Below are 17611 nucleotides of genomic sequence, written 5' to 3' on the forward strand. Positions count from 1 at the left end.
AAACATGAGCCGTTCCAGCGTTGTGGTGGGAATTATGGTTTTTCTATGTCTGCTATTCAAATGACGTTTCCTGCTAGATTGCCGGACTTCCGTAAGTGACACCTTCATCTTCCATAATCTTTATCAACTTGTTTTTAATCTCCGGTTTGGGACCATATTGCCCTGTACGTACAAGCACTGTGCATTTCTTCTTTGCCGGAATCGCTTTCAAAGCCTCATCCAAGGTGAAGAAATCACCGCTTCCGTCCGTGGCCACCACATAATCGAAGTGACGGATATATTTCTCCAGTTCGGGAATTTTCTTGCCGACCGCATCAATCGCCATTCCGGCAAATACGCGGGAACCTTTGATATTCAGATGTGTATCATCTTTCTTTCCAGCCCACATATACAGTTCTTTCGATTTCTCCGGCCCCATCTGTTGCACCAGATCATGAGTCATCTTGTTCATATCAATGAAGACCACATTCAGTTCTTCAGCTATCTGTTTAGGAGAAAGAAGATAGTCACCATGCGTATCAGAGAGTGAATCGGTAAAGTTCCCCGCTTCGTCCTGGCAGAACTTGCGGCGGACAATAGAATTGAAAAGAACAGGAATACCGCCTTTCGCACGGGTTTCATTCACAAACTTACGCAGATTATCGTCAAACGTGCCGCCCGGTTCGGTATAGAGTTTCGGATTGTCTTTCTTTTCGTCATTATGTCCGAACTGGATAAATACATAGTCGCCCGGTTTTATCTGATTGACTACACGCGTCCATCTTTTCTCGTCGATAAAACTCTTCGTGCTGCGTCCACTAGCTGCATGATTGGCAACTACCACTTTGTCAGTTGGGAAAAAGCTGCCTAGCATCATTCCCCATCCACGTTCCTTGCTTCGCGGGCTCTTCGCGAGATTTCTATTTGCCATGGTTGAGTCACCAACCATATAAATTGTTACCGGAGAATTGTCTGTAATAGCGGAAGTAAGAAGTATAAGAGCCGCTAGAAAAAGGAGTTTCATTTTCATAATTTTGATTCATTTAAGTGTAACATAGTTCTCATGCGAAATACCTTCAAGACATCCCAGCATGAGAACTAACATTTAATATATATCTTTTGTGGTTTCTAAAATGAGAGTACACAACGAACCCTACGGTTACTGTTGCTTGCTTTTGTAGCACTGGTAGTTGTAAGGGATGTAGCAGTCAAAGACACGGAATGTGCGTAAACCAATCCTTTGCTATTCCGATTATGTTCTGAACTCGACCAGTAATTTTTCGAACTTTCAAATTCATCGGCTGATGATGATGCAGCTTTCAGGCAAGTGTTCAGGGTTCCCAATACTGATTCTCCACTCAAGCTAATTGCAATATTGCTAGATGTCGTCCCGCTATCTCTCAAAGCGGCCAACCCTTTCGCTTCTCCCAAGTTCTCAAAAATATCCCACCATTGGCCTATACTTGGCAAATACCAACCACTGGTACCTACGGGAGCTTTATATGATGTCGTTGCCGCCGTTTTTCCATACTGACTGGCCTGATAAAAAGCTCCGTTCACCTCCTGAAAAGTAGCCTCATTTGCATACGTATCCACCATATACTTCGTTTTCACATATCCGCCTATCTCCTGATACATCCCCTTATAGGTAGATGCATGGTCCGCAAACGGAGAGTTTTCTCCATCGCCTTCCGTAGCAGCCTTTCCCCATTTGGAATCTTTGCCAGCATTGGTCAATGCCATAACGCAACCATGCGTCCATCCTTGTGCCAGTTCATCGGTGCTTATACGCTCCGCATCTGTCTGGAATACAATACCGATACAGCCTTCAGGTACACTGGCTACATCTCCGGGAAGTATAGTTCCGTCACTCATATAATAATCTCCTACCCGAACGTCACGGCTACCCGGCGGTTCCACTCCCTCATCAAGCGTATAGAAAAGATAGTGTTTGGCAGCCGCATCGGATGCAGTAGCCGCTATGTCGAATTTCCGTGTACCTATATAATAAGGATAACTGCCTTTCAGGGAGAAATCCGTATCCGGCTTGATGATATAACGCAGGATTCTTTCATCCGAAGTCTGATAAGGTACCTTTCCTTCTTCCCACAAAAAAGCAGGTGCACCCAAAACCGTAGTAGCCGGATGATATTTCACTTTACCGTCTTTGGTAGTCGCGCATTTGCCCAACGGAACTTCGATCACGATCAATGCCATCTGATGTTCCAAATTGACATTCAATGTAGTTCCTGATACGAGTCCTTCTCCTTTCATCAGGTCGCTTTTCGTATAATCCTCGTAAGTGGCTTGGTTCAGACGAGGTTCGAATGAAGTACAATATGCCTCCAGTTCCTCTTTACTGCTAACCGAAATATAAGGATAGTAAACGATATACTCATCCCCTTGCTTATGTGACAATGGTACTCCTGTCCAATTACCCTCATCATCAAGAGTAAAGCGATAATTTTTAGATACTGTCTCTCCTCCATTTCCGGATGACGGTGTGAGCTGCAAAACACCAATCTCGTCACCGGAAGTAAATTGAGTAGTGTAACCCTCTTCTACCATGCGTGTTTCAACAGTGCCGGTAGATATATAATTGTCCGAAGTGACTTTGAGAGTGAGAGGAAGTCCCCCTTCCGGCAAAGTGGTAAAAGCATCTTCTTCCTTGGAACAGCCTGATAGAGCTGATAGCAGAAAAACAGAAGCTGACAGAATAAATAACTTATATAATTTCATCATATTCTTATTTTTATTTTTTCATATACGGGATGTTTCTCTATGTATCCTTTTAAAAAGCCAAAATACAGCGGATATTGGTCGAAGCATTATCCTTATTATTATCTCCAATGCGTAAAGAATACTTCTTTTTCGAGCCATCGAAAAGAACACGTCGGGCGACACCGCTACTCTTTTCCGAACTTGACCAATAATAAGTATCCGTCTTAAATGAGGTAACAGTCTGTCCACTAGCGTTCATCAATTCATTCATTCGATTTACAGCAACCTGGGAAACCCCATTATTGAGTTCGACAGTGGTTCCTGAACTATTTCTCAAGGCTATCAGTCCATTAGCATCACCTAGATTTTCCAGAATATCCCACCACTGTCCGATAGTAGGCAGATACCAGCCGGAAGTCGTTCCATCGGCAGGCGCAGCATACTGTCCGCTACCATCCGTTCCATAATTTTCCGAGTGGTAGAAAACATCATAAAGTGTACCGTCGGCAGTTGTTACTCCGGCAAGTTTCTGTCCGGCAATGTATACTTTCTTGCCATATCCGTCAATATCGCCATACATATCGAAGTTTGTTGCCAGATTCGGGAAGTAATTAATGCCTTCAGTCATTTCTCCCGTATCTTCATCTATGGTCTTATCACCCCAAGTACACTTTTCGGCAGCATCGGTCAAAGCCATCACGTACCCGTGTGTCCACCCTTTTGCCTTTTCAAGTGCACTGATACGTTTTGATTCTGTCTGAAAAACAATGCCGATACATACTCTCCCGTCTGTAAAGTCAACGGGACTTTGCGCCGGAGTTTCCCACTCTTTCTCACCTGTTGCATGATTCACTTTACGCAAACCACCATCACTTACTGCCCAACCCGTTCCATCTGCTGTACGGTAAAAGAAATCGCCGGGTTTCATATCGTCCGCCGTGTAATAAGTACTGCTGACAACAGTTTGTTCTTTCCCTTCTGCCCAGGCAGGACCGGAAACGGCAAGAGTCACCTCAATCTCATTTCTGTGGGTTATCTCAATATTGTAAACATACAGGTAACCGGCTTGCAGGTTTGCATCATCCTCCGCCGGGATATAATAGGCCTCAACACCATCCACTACTACTTTAATAAACTGTTTGCCTCTCATTTGTTGCGGCACCAGTAAGGCTTGCAGTGTCTGCAAACAGCCTTCTGTTACGCTCTCTTCATCCAGCTTTTGAGGAATAATTGTTGCCTCTCCGGTAGTTTGTGCCACTTCACCCGTAGCCATGTTTATTTCACCGGAAGCTAATGCCATGTTGACAAAGGTTACTTCTGCATTCTTCACTGTTTCGGGATCTTCCACTCCTTCGCCGGCTTTCAGATTCAGTTTCACTTTTGCTGGCAGATGATAAAAATCCAGAGCCGGTTGTTGACCGGAAAAGGTAAAAGTACCTTTGGCTCTCAAGAAGTCGCTGTTCTGAAAACCATCATTTTGGTTCTGATCCTGTTGCACAGGGAACGATGCGGGCAACGCTTCTGTGCCATTGCAAGGAAACCATGCCAATACATCAACCGTTGCCGTCTTGCTTTCCCAATAAAAGGGGGTATCTTCGGTTGTCAAAGCTCCGTATGTATCTGCCTTATACAACTTTATTCCATCACCGACTTGTACGCCCACTTCTTCCGTTCCAGTCCATGTTCCTTCCGAAGTAGTCCGCGTGATCGACTGGTTAAAGACTTGTCCCACAAACTCCATCGGATATTTATTGTCCGGCGAACCGGAAATTTCTTTTTCATCAGATGTGCATGATGTCAGTACACCGCCTGCTGCCATAACAAACAGCCAGGCGAACATCCGTAATTTTCTACTATCTGGTTTCATAATTATCAGACTCATTAACAGGTTGAATTATATATTTATGTTCACATCCTTATCTCCGGGAGTTTCATCCCACCCGTGGATAGCGGAAGAAGAGATGGTAAGCCGTTCACGGTTCACCGTAACGTTATACTCGTACACTTTGCCCGGTGTTAAAGCCAAATCAGCAGATTCTTTCCCCGTCAGGCTTGCTCCTTCATAGACAGTTCCATCCTCCTGAATGAATGAGAGTGCAACACCGCCGGAAACTGTTTCGGGCAGGAGGATAAATGAGTAAGTATTTCCAGCCGGTACAATGGTAGTTCCGGCAATAAATTCAAGTCCGCCCGCTTCTTCCGCATTAATTTCAGCACTACCGGTGATGGTATTAAACGTACCGGTGGGATGCAAAGAGGCAAACCGGATAATACCGTTACTAAAGTCCGCATCTTCCGCAAAGCCACTACCCGGTAGGAAGTTCAGCACTACTTTGCACATCTGATGCCGGAATTTAAAGTCCAGGAGTGGAGCTGCCTCCGAACCTTCTGCAGTAGCATATAAATAATCGAAGTTTTTACTTTCATTCTGATTACTCACATTTACTTCAAACGCACCTCCTGTTTCGTTGAAAGGATGATAAGCAGAAAACTCTACAGTCTTCTTATCTATATAATAAATTATCTCTCCCGCAGGAATGAAGGAAGAGCCTTTGGAGAAGTCATACCGTTTATTCACATATTCAACATTTCCGCTTTTTCCGGTTATGCCGATTGCGTCTCCGGTTTCCCATACGTCATTTGCAACCCGGCTCACCGGCACGTTGTCCGCATTGACAGTTCCCCATACACTGGCGGCCACCGGAAATTGCCCGGCTGCCTCTTCCGCCTCTTGTAAATTGTTACATGCAGCCAACATCACAAATGATACTGCCGTCAAAAGAATTCTGGTTCTCATAGTTCTATATTTTAATGAAGTTCGACATCATCCGGCCCATCCACAAATTCCGGTTCCCATGGTAGGATAGTGCCGGAGCCGTCAATACCTCCGGGAAGTTCAAAACGAGCCTTGAGGGAAAGAGGGGCAATATCGTTTCCGAAATATCTCAGGACATCGGTCAGATCGCCTTTGAATTTGTAATGTCTTCCCAAGGACAAATCCAACTGAAAAGTGAGTTCCTGTTTTTCTTGCGCCATTACACCTAATATACAAATGGTGGCAGAATAAGAACCGGAAGGTTGTTTCTTGAAGACGAGTTCGATGTCTTTTGCTTCGGACAGTTCTTCCGTCGCAAGATTAAATGTAGACGCAATGCCTGACAAAACAGCTTCCAGTTCCGTCGCTTCAAGCTGTGCAGGGTCGCCGCCCTTGGGAGTCAAGGTCAATGTCAGTTTCCTGACACGCTGTTTCATTTTCAGGGAAGTTTTCACAGTCTTGCCGGGTTCAACCACTACCGATTTAATACGGGTATTGGAAAAAAGGTATCCCGGTTGCTGAAGTGTCCCGTTTTCATGGAGCGCCACGGTAGCGGTAAGGTTATTCACAGTCATATTCTCAGGGGTGTTGTAGGCAGCCAGTTCATACGTCCCCGCATCCAGCAAAGAGCTGAAAGTGGCGGTACGGGTATCCATTGCCTGTTCACCGATACCCACAACGGCAAGGGTATAATTGCCGGGGAGTTCCGCTTCTTCCGAATAATCGTCCCAGTTTGCCGCAATTTCCACGCTGCCTTGCCCGGCAGCATCATCAGACTCATTATCTGAGCAAGAAGTTTGGAGCAACGTAACTGCCGGCATGAAAAGCAGGAAAGCATACGCAATCTTCAATTTACGAGTTTTCATAATAGTATTATTTTTATAGTTCAACTTTTACAAAGTACAGAGATACATTCATCAATGTATGGCAAATGTATGCAGAGAATAAGTGCCGGGGAATGGACATCCGTACACAAACCAGCACAGATTATCAAATCCGCTCCGAATAAAAAACAGCACGGACAAATAATCCATGCAAACGTACGAGCGTCCATGTTACGGACACGATACTCTCATCATCTTTGTAAGCGAACGTTAACCAAATGTATTGACCATGAAACATTTACGTTATTTATCCATATTCGGAATGCTCCTTTTTATTGTTGCCTGCGGAGATGAACAAATACAATCGCCGGCAAACGATAATATGGAGAATACCGAAAAAAAGGAAGAACCTGAAAAAGAAATTATAATAGGGAAACGCGGTATGTGGGTGAGTTATGACCCTACTCCCAGGGGAACGTTAAACCACACTTCCGGCTATTCACATGCCTTAGTCAGCTGGCGACTACTCCCCACTGACCCCGATAACCTGGCATTTGATATTTATAAAAGCGAAGATAACGGCCCGGAAGTCAAACTGAACGAAACTCCCGTTACAGACGCTACCTGTTGGGCGGATAAAAGCATTCATGCACAGACGACCCATAGATATCGTGTCACTGTTGCCGGTTCGGAACAAACGCTCTGCGAATATACATTCACTCCCCAAATGGCGGAAACATTTTATCGTGCCATCCGGCTAAACAGTAACCTCCCCGACCCCAGCCTGACCTATGCCGCTAATGATGCACAAGTAGGTGACCTCGACGGTGACGGAGTAATGGAAATCGTACTTAAACGTCAACCTTACGACGGAGCAAACCAGGGCGGGTGGCGAGAGGGCACTACGCTGCTCGAAGCCTACAAACTGGACGGCACTTTCCTTTGGCAGATAGACATGGGTATCAATATACGTTCCGGCTCTCATTATACCTCTTTTATCGTGTATGACTTTGACGGTGACGGAAAATGCGAAATTGCTTTCCGCAGTTCCGAAGGCACTAAATTCGCCAACGGCGAAAAAATAACGGATGCCAGTGGAAACATAAATGATTACAGGCAAAAAGATCCTTCAGGGAAAGGATGGTATTCGGGAAAGTCGCTACACTCTACCTGTGGTTTAATCTTTGACGGGCCGGAATATATATCCATCGTCAACGGACAGGGGATAGAAGTAGGCCGTACCAACAATATTCCACGGGGCGGTGAAGGGAGTAACTATGAGCGTGCCAAATACTGGCATCATTACTGGGGAGACGACTACGGCAACCGCATGGATCGTTTCTTTATCGGAGCCGCTTATTTGGACGGAATCCCGCAAAATGGTGTCAGAAAAGCCAATCCCAGCCTAATCATCACTCGTGGAATCTACAGGAACTGGCAGGTATGGGCACTCGATTTCAATGGCTCTTCCCTGCTTCCCCGCTGGAAGTTCAATACGAACGATAAAGGATATGAGTCTTACAGGGATATGGGTTCACATACATTCAGAGTGGCAGACCTGAACGGTGACGGATATGACGAGATTCTCTACGGATCAGCAGCCATCGCGCGCAACGGCAAAGGACTTTATTGCACGGGAAACGGACACGGAGATGCACTCCATGTAGGGAAATTCATTCCCGACCGACCGGGATTACAAGTGGTGGCCTGTTTCGAAAACCCGAATAAATATATAAATAGCGGATTTGGCTATGGCTGTGCCGTATTCGATGCAGCGACGGGGAAGTTTATAACCGGTCATGCAGGCGGATCAGGCTCCGGAAGTGGCGAAGATGGTGCAGATGAAGAGGATGAAGATAAAGATCCGCCCGGAGATGTAGGAAGATGTCTGGTAGCAGACATTATTCCGGATAGTCCCGGATATGAATACTGGTCGTCCGAGGCCAGCGGCGTGTATAGTTGTCAGACCGGACAGCTGCTTAGTACAACTTTGCCTTCTGCCAAAACCGGTTCCAAAAGCTACAACAACGCCATCTTCTGGACAGGCGACCTGACCCGCCAAATGTTGGATGATGTGATGGTACATAGCTACACGAAATCTGCTCCGTGGGATAAATCGCGGGTAGCCACTTTTACCTATTACGGCAGTGGGGTTTATTCCAACAACTCCACCAAAGCCAATCCCTGTTATTATGGAGATTTCCTGGGTGACTACCGTGAAGAAGTGATATACCGGAGCAAAGACGGAGAGTACATTTATATATTCTCCAGCAATCATCCCACCGGACACCGGTTTGTACATCTGATGAACGACCATACCTATGATATGTCACAGGCAATGCAGAATGTAGGCTACAATCAGCCGACACATCTGGGATATTATATTGGTGCGGACAGTAAATAACACAATTAATCCATATTTTCACACGTATGTCCATTATACATGAAAGAAAAACGCACTATTTTAGCTGCGGAAACGAGAAACAAGAATTTCACTCACACATACTCTAATTTTACCTGAAATGAAAACAACTTTATTGAGCCTTTTATTACTGGCATCAGTTAGTATAGAAGCACAAAATTTACCACAGACTTTTAAATTAGCCGACGCTCCCCGCTACTCGGAAAAAACCGGATATGGATACGACCGTGTAGACACTCCTAAAAAAGGTAGTAATGCACCTTTTTATTTCTCGGTACGTGTGCCCGACGGGAATTACCGCGTCACTGTACGCCTGGGAAGTAAGAATCAGGCAGGAAATACGACTGTCCGTGCAGAATCACGCCGCCTGTTCGTAGAAAATCTGCCGACAAAGAAAGGAGAATTCGTAGAAGAAACATTCATCGTCAATAAACGCAGTCCCCGCATTTCCGCCAAAGAATCCGTAAAGGTAAAGGATCGCGAAAAGAGCAAGTTAGATTGGGACGACAGATTGACAATCGAAATCAACGGAGAGGCACCTGCATGCGAAAGCATCCATGTAGAAGCTGCCGACCCTTCCATTCCCACAATCTTCTTATGCGGAAACAGCACGGTAGTGGATCAGGAAAATGAGCCCTGGGCCAGTTGGGGACAAATGCTTCCCCGTTTTCTCAATGACCAGATTTCCGTAGCCAATCATGCGGAATCCGGTTTATCCGCCAATACATTTATCGGTGGAAACCGGTTGAAAAAGATTATCTCACAAATGAAGAAAGGAGATTATGTATTTGTGGAATTCGGGCATAACGACCAAAAACAGAAAGGGGCCGGCAAAGGAGCTTATTACTCTTTTATGACTTATCTGAAAACATTTATCGACGAAGTGCAGGCGAAAGGTGGAAATCCGGTGCTGGTTACCCCGACACGCCGCCGCAGATTTGACAAGGAAGGCCGTACCGTCAATACACATGGCGAATATCCGGATGCAGTACGATGGATCGCAGCAAAGGAGAATGTACCTTTAATAGATTTGAATAACATGACCGGTACGCTGTATGAAGCATTAGGCGAAAGTGAATCAAAAAAAGCCTTTGTACACTATCCGATGGGAAGTTTCTCCGGACAAAAAAAGGAATTGGCTGATAATACGCACTTTAATCCTTACGGGGCCTATCAGATAGCCAAATGTGTGATTGAAGGGATGAAAAAGGTAACGCCGGAATTGACTAAATACCTGAAAACAGATATTTCTTACGATCCGTCCCAACCGGACAAAGTAGAAACATTCCTTTGGTGTCCGGCACCTTTCTGCGAAATGGAAAAACCCGACGGAAATTAATAATATAACCATAAAAACTAATATCATGCTTTTACGTTCTTTCTTACTAATCATCGTTTTTGTATGTAGTCAGATTGTACGCTGTGACGACTTCGTTTGGTACAATGGAAAACAGGCCATATCGTATGCTATGCCCCAGTCTACCGCCCCAGTTGTAAAAATAGCTTTTGACATGTTCGCCGGGGACATGAAGCAGGTTACAGGCTTTTCGCCAAAACAGAGCTCTGCATCCAAAGCAACTATCCGCATCATACAACTAGATAAAGCAGACAAAAAAGTACAGAAGGAGTTGCGCGAATTAAACATACCGGTCGATAATATCGCAGCTAAAAAAGACGGCTTTTATATTTCAGTAGCGGGTGGCTCTGCAAATAAGCAATTATTCATCGTAGGCAGCGACGGCAGAGGAACTGCTTATGGAATACTGGAACTGTCACGTCTGGCAGGTGTATCGCCCTGGGTATGGTGGAGTGATGTTACTCCCGAAAAGCGGAGCCAACTTACCATTGACGGCAATTACAAGACTTTCCAGAGCCCGTCCGTAGAGTATCGCGGTATTTTCCTGAATGACGAGGACTGGTCCTTGCAACCCTGGAGCTGGATGACTTTCGAGCCTTCCAACATCAAAGGACGCATCGGCCCCCGTACCTATAAAGAAATATTCAAATTACTGCTCCGCCTGCGTGCCAATGCCATTTGGCCGGGTATGCATGGCATTACCACTCCTTTTTATCTTGTACCCGGAGCCAAAGAAGTGGCCGACAGTTGCGGCATCGCCATCGGCACCTCACACTGCGAACCTTTGATGCGCAGCAATGTAGGAGAATGGAGCGTGAAGCGACGGGGAGATTATAATTATATCACTAACCGCGATTCTGTACAGGCTTACTGGATAGAACGATTGAAAGAAGCCGGGAAATACGAGAATATGTATACAATCGGCATGCGGGGAATCCACGACGGACACATGGAAGGGGTAAGCACCATGGAAGAAAAAGTCAACGCCCTGCAACAGGTAATCAATGACCAGCGCAAATTATTGACTAAATATACCAATCCGGACTTAACGAAAGTTCCGCAAGTATTTGTTCCCTACAAAGAGGTATTGCAAATTATGGAGAACGGCTTGGAAGTGCCGGATGACGTGACGCTCATGTGGTGTGACGATAACTACGGATACATGACCCGTCTTAGCGACGAAGAACAGCAGAAACGCAGTGACGGCGGTGGTGTTTACTACCATTTGAGCTACTGGGGACGTCCGCACGATTATATGTGGTTGTGTACTACCCAACCGGGACTTATCTATAATGAAATGAAACAAGCATACGACCATAATGCACGCCGTGTATGGATCGTCAATGTGCATGACCTGAAACCTTCAGCTTACAACCTTGAGCTATTCCTGGATATGGCATGGGATATTCATTCCGTGGCTCCTTCCACCCTGAACGAACATCAGGAGAAATGGCTCTGCCGTGAGTTCGGCGAACAGGCCGGCAAGAAATTATTTCCTGCCATGCATGAGTTCTACCGTTTATGTGGCATCCGCAAACCGGAACACATGGGATGGACACAAGTGGAATTAGACAAGAGAAGGTATCCCAGAGGTCGTTCGCAAGTGATTGATACCGAATTCAGCCTGACTGAATTTGGCGGAGAGCTAGACCGCTATCTGGATTCTTACGAAACGATCAAGAAGACTGTTACGGAAGCAGAAGCCCTGATTGCACCCGAACGTAAAGATGCTTTCTTCTCACATATCAAATATCAGGTATTTGCTTCTGCCGCGATGAGTACCAAAATGCTGGAAGCGCAGCGTGCCCGTTCCTACTCAACAGGGCAGTGTGACGAATCTCTTTGGGGACGTGACAAGGCGATGTTTTCGGCCTGTGCCAGAAGTATGAAAGCCTATCAGGAAATCAAGGAACTGACTGATTACTATAACAATGAAATGGCGAACGGCAAATGGAAACATTCCATGTGTTTCTATCCGCGCGATTTGTATGTGTTCTATCCGCCAACTCTTCCTAGAGGATTGACCGACAAAGAAGTAGATAAATACCTGGCTGAAAGTCCAAAGAAAACATCTTCCCGCAAAATTAAAACGGATAAATGTATCAGTTACAATGCTTGTAATTATACCCAAGCATCGGAAGGAGCTACGCCTATTCAGGCACTTGGACACAGTATGAACGCCGTTGCCCTGCCTAAAGGCGGCTCACTGACATTTGAATTCGACTGTCCGTGGGAAGGAGAAGCATTGTTACGTACTGCCGTCATACCGACTCAACCGAATGACAAAGGAGATATCCGCTTCAGTGTCAGCATAGACGGAGGAAAACCCCAGGTTCTTTCTTTCCGCGAAAAAGGACGTACGGAAACATGGAAACGCAATGTACTGCGTGGGCAAGCCATAAAGGAAACTAAACATTCACTTAAAAAAGGCAAGCACACACTGACTATCACCGCTTTGGATAAACATGTTGTAGTAGACCAATGGATGATCGACTTTAAGCCGAACCGTAAATTTTATGTGTTCCCACAGTAACCTTAAAAAGGTATCAACGCCATGAAATACACGCCGTTATTTATCATCGGATTTATACTTTGCTTATCTGCATGTACGGATAATCAGCTTCTTCCGTCCTCTCCGGATGACGGGGAGAAACCGATGGTAAAAGAAGAAAGGAACTATACTCCAAGAATGTTATGGGCATCTATCAATGGCAGGGCAGACGCTACAAACGACAAGAACAAGATACATAATAAAAAGATTCTTGTCAGTTGGCGCATGCTGCCCACTGACGATACTGAAGTAGCATTCGACCTTTACAGAAAAAGTGGTGACCAGGCTGAAATCAAAGTAAACGAGAACGCTATCACGGTCACCAACTTTCAAGATGTTTCGGCCAACCTTTCGGTAGATAACACATACAGGCTCTGTTACCATTCGAGTACAGTAACGATAGATACCTATACTATCACTGCACAACAGGCTTCCGCCGGACTGCCTTATATATCGATTCCCTTGCAAGGAACGGAAGGCATCGCTCCCGGATTAGTGTACAAAGCCAATGATATAAGCATAGGTGATCTGGATGGCGACGGACAATATGAAATCGTACTGAAACGGCTTATCTCTTCTCCGGATGATGATGAAGACAGCGAGACGGGCGACACGAATGACGGCATACGCCACTCCGTATTACTGGAAGCCTATCGTCTGGACGGCACATTCATGTGGCGGATGGCGATGGGGCCCAATGTGCCGACCGGAAACGGAAGTTCATTCGCAGTATATGACTTCAACGGGGATGGTAAATGCGAAATTGCATTGCGTACTGCTGAAGGTACCATTTTCGGGGATGGACAGGAAATTGGTGATACCGATGGGGATGGAAAAACGGACTATCGGGTAGCAGGCAAGAAATATATACATGGCGGACCCGAATTCTTATCCGTGATAGAAGGCGCTACCGGCAAGGAACTGGCACGAACGAACTACATCGCTCTCGGACAAAGTGAAGACTGGGGAGATAACTATTATAAGCGTTCAAGTAGTTACAGGATCGGAATGGCACGTTGTTCCAACGACGCTACCTCTGTCATTATAGGACGGGGATGTTACGCCAAAATTGTAGTGGAAGCATGGAACTTTAGCGATAACCAACTGTCCCGCGTCTGGCGTTTCGATACTACCGACGGTATTCACAGCGATTATGACGGCCAAGGATATCACAGCATGAGTGTGGGTGATGTGGACAATGACGGATTAGATGAAATAGTATACGGTTCATGCACCATAGACCACAATGGAAAGGGGCTCAACTGTTGCGGACTGGGACATGGCGACGCATTGCATCTCGGAAAATTCGCCCCGTCAAGAAAAGGACTTCAAATATGGTCTTGCTTTGAAAGCGGTACGGTAGGTGCTGCCCTAAGAGATGCCAATACGGGAGATGTTATATGGAAATTTGACAAATCAGGAGATGTAGGACGATGTTTGGTGGCAGACATCGATCCGGATAGTCCCGGCTGCGAAATGTGGTGGTATAAAGGAAATGCTCATTCTTCTTCCGGCGTTGATTTGGGTTATGTTCCAAGTTCGTGCAATATGGCAGTGTGGTTCTCCGGTTCCCTTAACAGGCAATTATTGGATAAAGGTACTGTTAATTCCTACAAAGACGGGAGAGTGTTCACCATATACCGTTATGGAGTTACCACCATCAATGGAACGAAAGCCAACCCATGTTTCTATGGAGATTTTCTGGGTGACTGGCGGGAAGAAATTATTCAACCGACCTCCGACAATACGGAATTACGCATATTCAGCACCTGGTACCCCACGGAATATCAGTTTCCATATCTGATGAGTGACCATATTTATGAAATGAGTGCTCTTAATCAGAATATCGGTTATAATCAGCCAACTCATACCAGTTATTATATCGGTTCCGACCTGATAGAGAATAAAGAAAAAAAATAATATTATATTTGATTATGAAACAAAAGATTATACTGTTTATATTTATCGCGTTCAGCCTATCTGTTATGACAACAGTGCAGGCTTCCGAACGTAAGAAATACAATTTCAACAGTGAATGGCGCCTGCATGTCGGCGATAATGAACAAGCCTCAAAAACCGAATTTGATGACAGTAACTGGAAACAGGTAACCTTGCCGCATGCCTTCAATGAGGATGAAGCATTCAAGCTGCACATAGCACAGTTGACAGATACAGTTGTTTGGTATCGCAAACATTTTCAGGTGAAAGATATAAAAGATAAAAAAGTATTTATCGAATTTGAAGGTATTCGCCAGGGTGGCAGTTTCTATCTAAACGGAGAATATCTGGGTATTCACGAGAATGGTGTCATGGCAGTAGGTTTCGACCTGACTCCTTTTATGAAAGAAGGAAACAACGTGCTCGCCATACGTATTGATAACAACTGGCAATACCGGGAAAAAAATACCAAATCGAAATTTCAATGGAACGATCGTAATTTCAATGCAAACTATGGTGGTATTCCCAAAAATGTCTTTCTGCATGTTACAGACGAAGTGTATCAGACTCTTCCTCTTTACAGTAATCTGAAAACTACCGGTGTATACATCTATGCTACGGATTTCGACATCAAAGGGCGTAAAGCTAAAATTCATGCCGAGTCTGAAATACGGAACGACAGCCGGGAAACACGTAAACTGACCTATCAGGTCACTCTGAAGGATATGGACGGCAAGACTGTGAAAACATTCACCAGTCCGGGAATTACCCTGAATCCCAAAGAGACGAAGGTGATACAGGCAGCAGCCGAAGTAGACAAGTTGAATTTCTGGAGCTGGGGATATGGTTATCTTTATACAGTGACAACAGCTTTGAAAGATGAAAAAGGAGAAATATTCGATGAAGTTATCACACGTACCGGATTCCGTAAGACGCATTTCGGTGAGGGTAAAGTTTGGCTAAACGACCGTGTAATCCAAATGAAAGGTTATGCACAGCGCACCAGCAATGAATGGCCGGCGGTCGGCGTATCTGTTCCTGCCTGGTTGAGTGATTACTCGAATGGATTGATGGTTGAAAGTAACGGAAACTTAGTCCGCTGGATGCACGTCACTCCCTGGAAGCAGGACGTGGAATCTTGCGACCGTGTCGGACTCATTCAAGCGATGCCCGCCGGTGATTCTGAAAAAGATTGCGGAGGTCGTCAATGGGAACAACGGACAGAACTGATGCGCGATGCTATCATTTACAACCGTAATAATCCCAGTATCTTGTTTTATGAATGTGGCAACAAAGCCATCAGACTGGAGCACATGATCGAGATGAAGGCTATACGTGACAAATTCGATCCTTACGGCGGACGTGCCATAGGTTCCCGTGAGATGCTCGATATACGCGAAGCCGAATACGGCGGAGAAATGCTCTATATCAACAAAAGCAAGCATCACCCCATGTGGGCTACGGAATATTGTCGTGACGAGGGTTTACGTAAGTATTGGGATGAGCATAGTTATCCATTCCATAAGGAAGGTGCGGGGCCTCTTCATAAAGGAAAACCAGCCACCAGTTATAATCACAATCAGGATATGTTCGCCATAGAAATGGTAAACCGTTGGTATGATTATTGGAGGGAACGTCCCGGAACCGGGTTAAGGGTTAGTTCGGGGGGAACGAAAATAATCTTCTCCGACAGTAACACGCACTGTCGCGGCGAGGAGAACTACCGCAGAAGTGGTGTTACAGACCCGATGCGTATTGAAAAGGATGCTTTTTTCGCCCATCAGGTAATGTGGAACGGCTGGGTGGATACGGATAAATATCAGACGTATATCATTGGCCACTGGAATTATCCGGAAAAGACTGTAAAACCTGTCTATGTCGTTTCAAACGGGGAAGCAGTAGAATTATTCCTGAACGGAAAGTCACTGGGTAAAGGAAAGCGGGAGTCAAACTTTCTCTTTACTTTCGACAAGATCACTTTCCGTCCCGGTAAACTGGAAGCCGTAAGCTCTGATAAAAATGGTATGGAAGTCAGTCGATACCATATAAGCACAGCCGGAGAAGCAACTCAACTGAAACTGACTGCCATACAAAACCCCGAAGGATTTCATGCCGATGGCGCCGATATGGCATTGTTGCAAATAGAGGTTGTCGACAAAGAGGGCCGACGTTGTCCATTGGATAACCGCACCATAAAATTCTCTCTAACAGGGGAAGCGGAATGGCGTGGCGGTATTGCACAAGGAGAGAACAATTATATATTAAGTAAAGACCTGCCGGTAGAGTGCGGAATCAACCGGGCATTGATACGCAGCACGACGGAAGCAGGCAAAATCATTGTCACTGCCCAAGCAGAGGGACTTCCCGCTACAACACTGACTTTGCAAACCACACCTGTAAAAGTTACGGATGGATGCAGTGACTATCTACCGCAATACAGCTTAAAAGGAAAATTGGATAAAGGAGCAACGCCTCTCACACCTTCTTATATAGATAGTAAACGTGATGTTGCAATCATTGCTGCCAAAGCGGGTTCTAATCAGAGCGAAGCAATAAAGAGCTACGATGACAATGAACTAAGCGAATGGAGTAACGACGGACAGCTGAATACTGCCTGGATCACTTATCAGCTGGAAAAAGAAGCCACCATTGATGATATTTGTATCAAGTTAAACGGTTGGCGTTCGCGTAGTTATCCACTGGAAGTCTATGCAGGAAAAACGAAGATATGGAGCGGCAGTACGGAAAAAAGTCTGGGTTATGTCCATTTGGAAATCGACAAGCCTGTAAAATCGGATAAGATTACAATCCAACTAAAAGGAAGCACCATAGATAATGATGCATTCGGAGAAATTGTTGAAGTTGCAGGGGGAGCCGCCAATGAAATGGAAAAGAAAGCCCAAAGCAACAAAGGGAAAAACGGACTGCGTATCATAGAGGTGGAATTTCTGGAAACAATAAAGAAATAAGAAAACATTGCTCAAGCAAGTAACGATAACGCTAT

General features: G+C 45.3%; 10 protein-coding genes. 5 read left to right on the plus strand and 5 right to left on the minus strand.

Annotated features, from left to right (window positions below; genetic code table 11):
* Positions 1-73: 73 nt before the first annotated feature.
* The 5 genes from H8796_RS03890 to H8796_RS03910 all read right to left on the minus strand — a co-directional run bounded on the left by H8796_RS03890 (position 74) and on the right by H8796_RS03910 (position 6381).
* Complete coding sequence (locus H8796_RS03890) at positions 74-1009, minus strand: rhamnogalacturonan acetylesterase (RefSeq protein ID WP_117932859.1); 936 nt, start codon at positions 1007-1009, stop codon at positions 74-76.
* Between the two features lie 98 nt (positions 1010-1107).
* Positions 1108-2721, minus strand: coding sequence for a fimbrillin family protein (locus H8796_RS03895; protein ID WP_117932857.1), 1614 nt, complete (start codon positions 2719-2721; stop codon positions 1108-1110).
* A gap of 49 nt (positions 2722-2770) precedes the next feature.
* A complete protein-coding gene (locus H8796_RS03900) occupies positions 2771-4567 on the minus strand; it encodes a fimbrillin family protein (protein ID WP_158577277.1) in 1797 nt (598 codons plus the stop codon).
* Between the two features lie 27 nt (positions 4568-4594).
* Positions 4595-5497, minus strand: coding sequence for a fimbrillin family protein (locus tag H8796_RS03905; protein WP_117932853.1), 903 nt, complete (start codon positions 5495-5497; stop codon positions 4595-4597).
* A gap of 11 nt (positions 5498-5508) precedes the next feature.
* A complete protein-coding gene (locus tag H8796_RS03910) occupies positions 5509-6381 on the minus strand; it encodes a FimB/Mfa2 family fimbrial subunit (RefSeq protein ID WP_009001044.1) in 873 nt (290 codons plus the stop codon).
* A 247-nt stretch (positions 6382-6628) separates the two neighbouring features.
* On the opposite strand from H8796_RS03910, the gene H8796_RS03915 reads away from it, so the two are divergent.
* The 5 genes from H8796_RS03915 (at position 6629) to H8796_RS03935 (ending at position 17576) form a co-directional block, all read left to right on the plus strand.
* The gene (locus tag H8796_RS03915; RefSeq protein WP_117932851.1) at positions 6629-8743 is read left to right on the plus strand and encodes a hypothetical protein; all 2115 of its coding nucleotides are present in this window, start codon (positions 6629-6631) and stop codon (positions 8741-8743) included.
* A 118-nt stretch (positions 8744-8861) separates the two neighbouring features.
* The gene (locus tag H8796_RS03920) at positions 8862-10100 is read left to right on the plus strand and encodes a rhamnogalacturonan acetylesterase (protein ID WP_117932849.1); all 1239 of its coding nucleotides are present in this window, start codon (positions 8862-8864) and stop codon (positions 10098-10100) included.
* Positions 10101-10125: 25 nt separating this feature from the next.
* Positions 10126-12651 (plus strand): glycosyl hydrolase 115 family protein, encoded by a 2526-nt coding sequence (locus H8796_RS03925; RefSeq protein WP_117932847.1) that lies wholly within the window; start codon positions 10126-10128, stop codon positions 12649-12651.
* Between the two features lie 21 nt (positions 12652-12672).
* Positions 12673-14589: a hypothetical protein gene (locus H8796_RS03930; protein ID WP_117932845.1), complete on the plus strand. Its 1917-nt coding sequence runs from the start codon at positions 12673-12675 to the stop codon at positions 14587-14589.
* Positions 14590-14603: 14 nt separating this feature from the next.
* Positions 14604-17576, plus strand: coding sequence for a DUF4982 domain-containing protein (locus H8796_RS03935; RefSeq protein ID WP_117932844.1), 2973 nt, complete (start codon positions 14604-14606; stop codon positions 17574-17576).
* The last annotated feature ends 35 nt before the right edge of the window (positions 17577-17611 follow it).

The organism is Bacteroides sp. M10 (assembly GCF_014334015.1).
In the GTDB taxonomy this organism is placed as follows: domain Bacteria; phylum Bacteroidota; class Bacteroidia; order Bacteroidales; family Bacteroidaceae; genus Bacteroides; species Bacteroides intestinigallinarum.

Coding starts and splice junctions, on each gene's coding strand:
- H8796_RS03910 (WP_009001044.1), bottom strand. CDS start 6,381: ATGAAAACTCGTAAATTGAAGATTGCGTATGCTTTCCTGCTTTTCATG.
- H8796_RS03905 (WP_117932853.1), bottom strand. CDS start 5,497: ATGAGAACCAGAATTCTTTTGACGGCAGTATCATTTGTGATGTTGGCT.
- H8796_RS03935 (WP_117932844.1), top strand. CDS start 14,604: ATGAAACAAAAGATTATACTGTTTATATTTATCGCGTTCAGCCTATCT.
- H8796_RS03925 (WP_117932847.1), top strand. CDS start 10,126: ATGCTTTTACGTTCTTTCTTACTAATCATCGTTTTTGTATGTAGTCAG.
- H8796_RS03915 (WP_117932851.1), top strand. CDS start 6,629: ATGAAACATTTACGTTATTTATCCATATTCGGAATGCTCCTTTTTATT.
- H8796_RS03900 (WP_158577277.1), bottom strand. CDS start 4,567: ATGAAACCAGATAGTAGAAAATTACGGATGTTCGCCTGGCTGTTTGTT.
- H8796_RS03920 (WP_117932849.1), top strand. CDS start 8,862: ATGAAAACAACTTTATTGAGCCTTTTATTACTGGCATCAGTTAGTATA.
- H8796_RS03930 (WP_117932845.1), top strand. CDS start 12,673: ATGAAATACACGCCGTTATTTATCATCGGATTTATACTTTGCTTATCT.
- H8796_RS03895 (WP_117932857.1), bottom strand. CDS start 2,721: ATGATGAAATTATATAAGTTATTTATTCTGTCAGCTTCTGTTTTTCTG.
- H8796_RS03890 (WP_117932859.1), bottom strand. CDS start 1,009: ATGAAAATGAAACTCCTTTTTCTAGCGGCTCTTATACTTCTTACTTCC.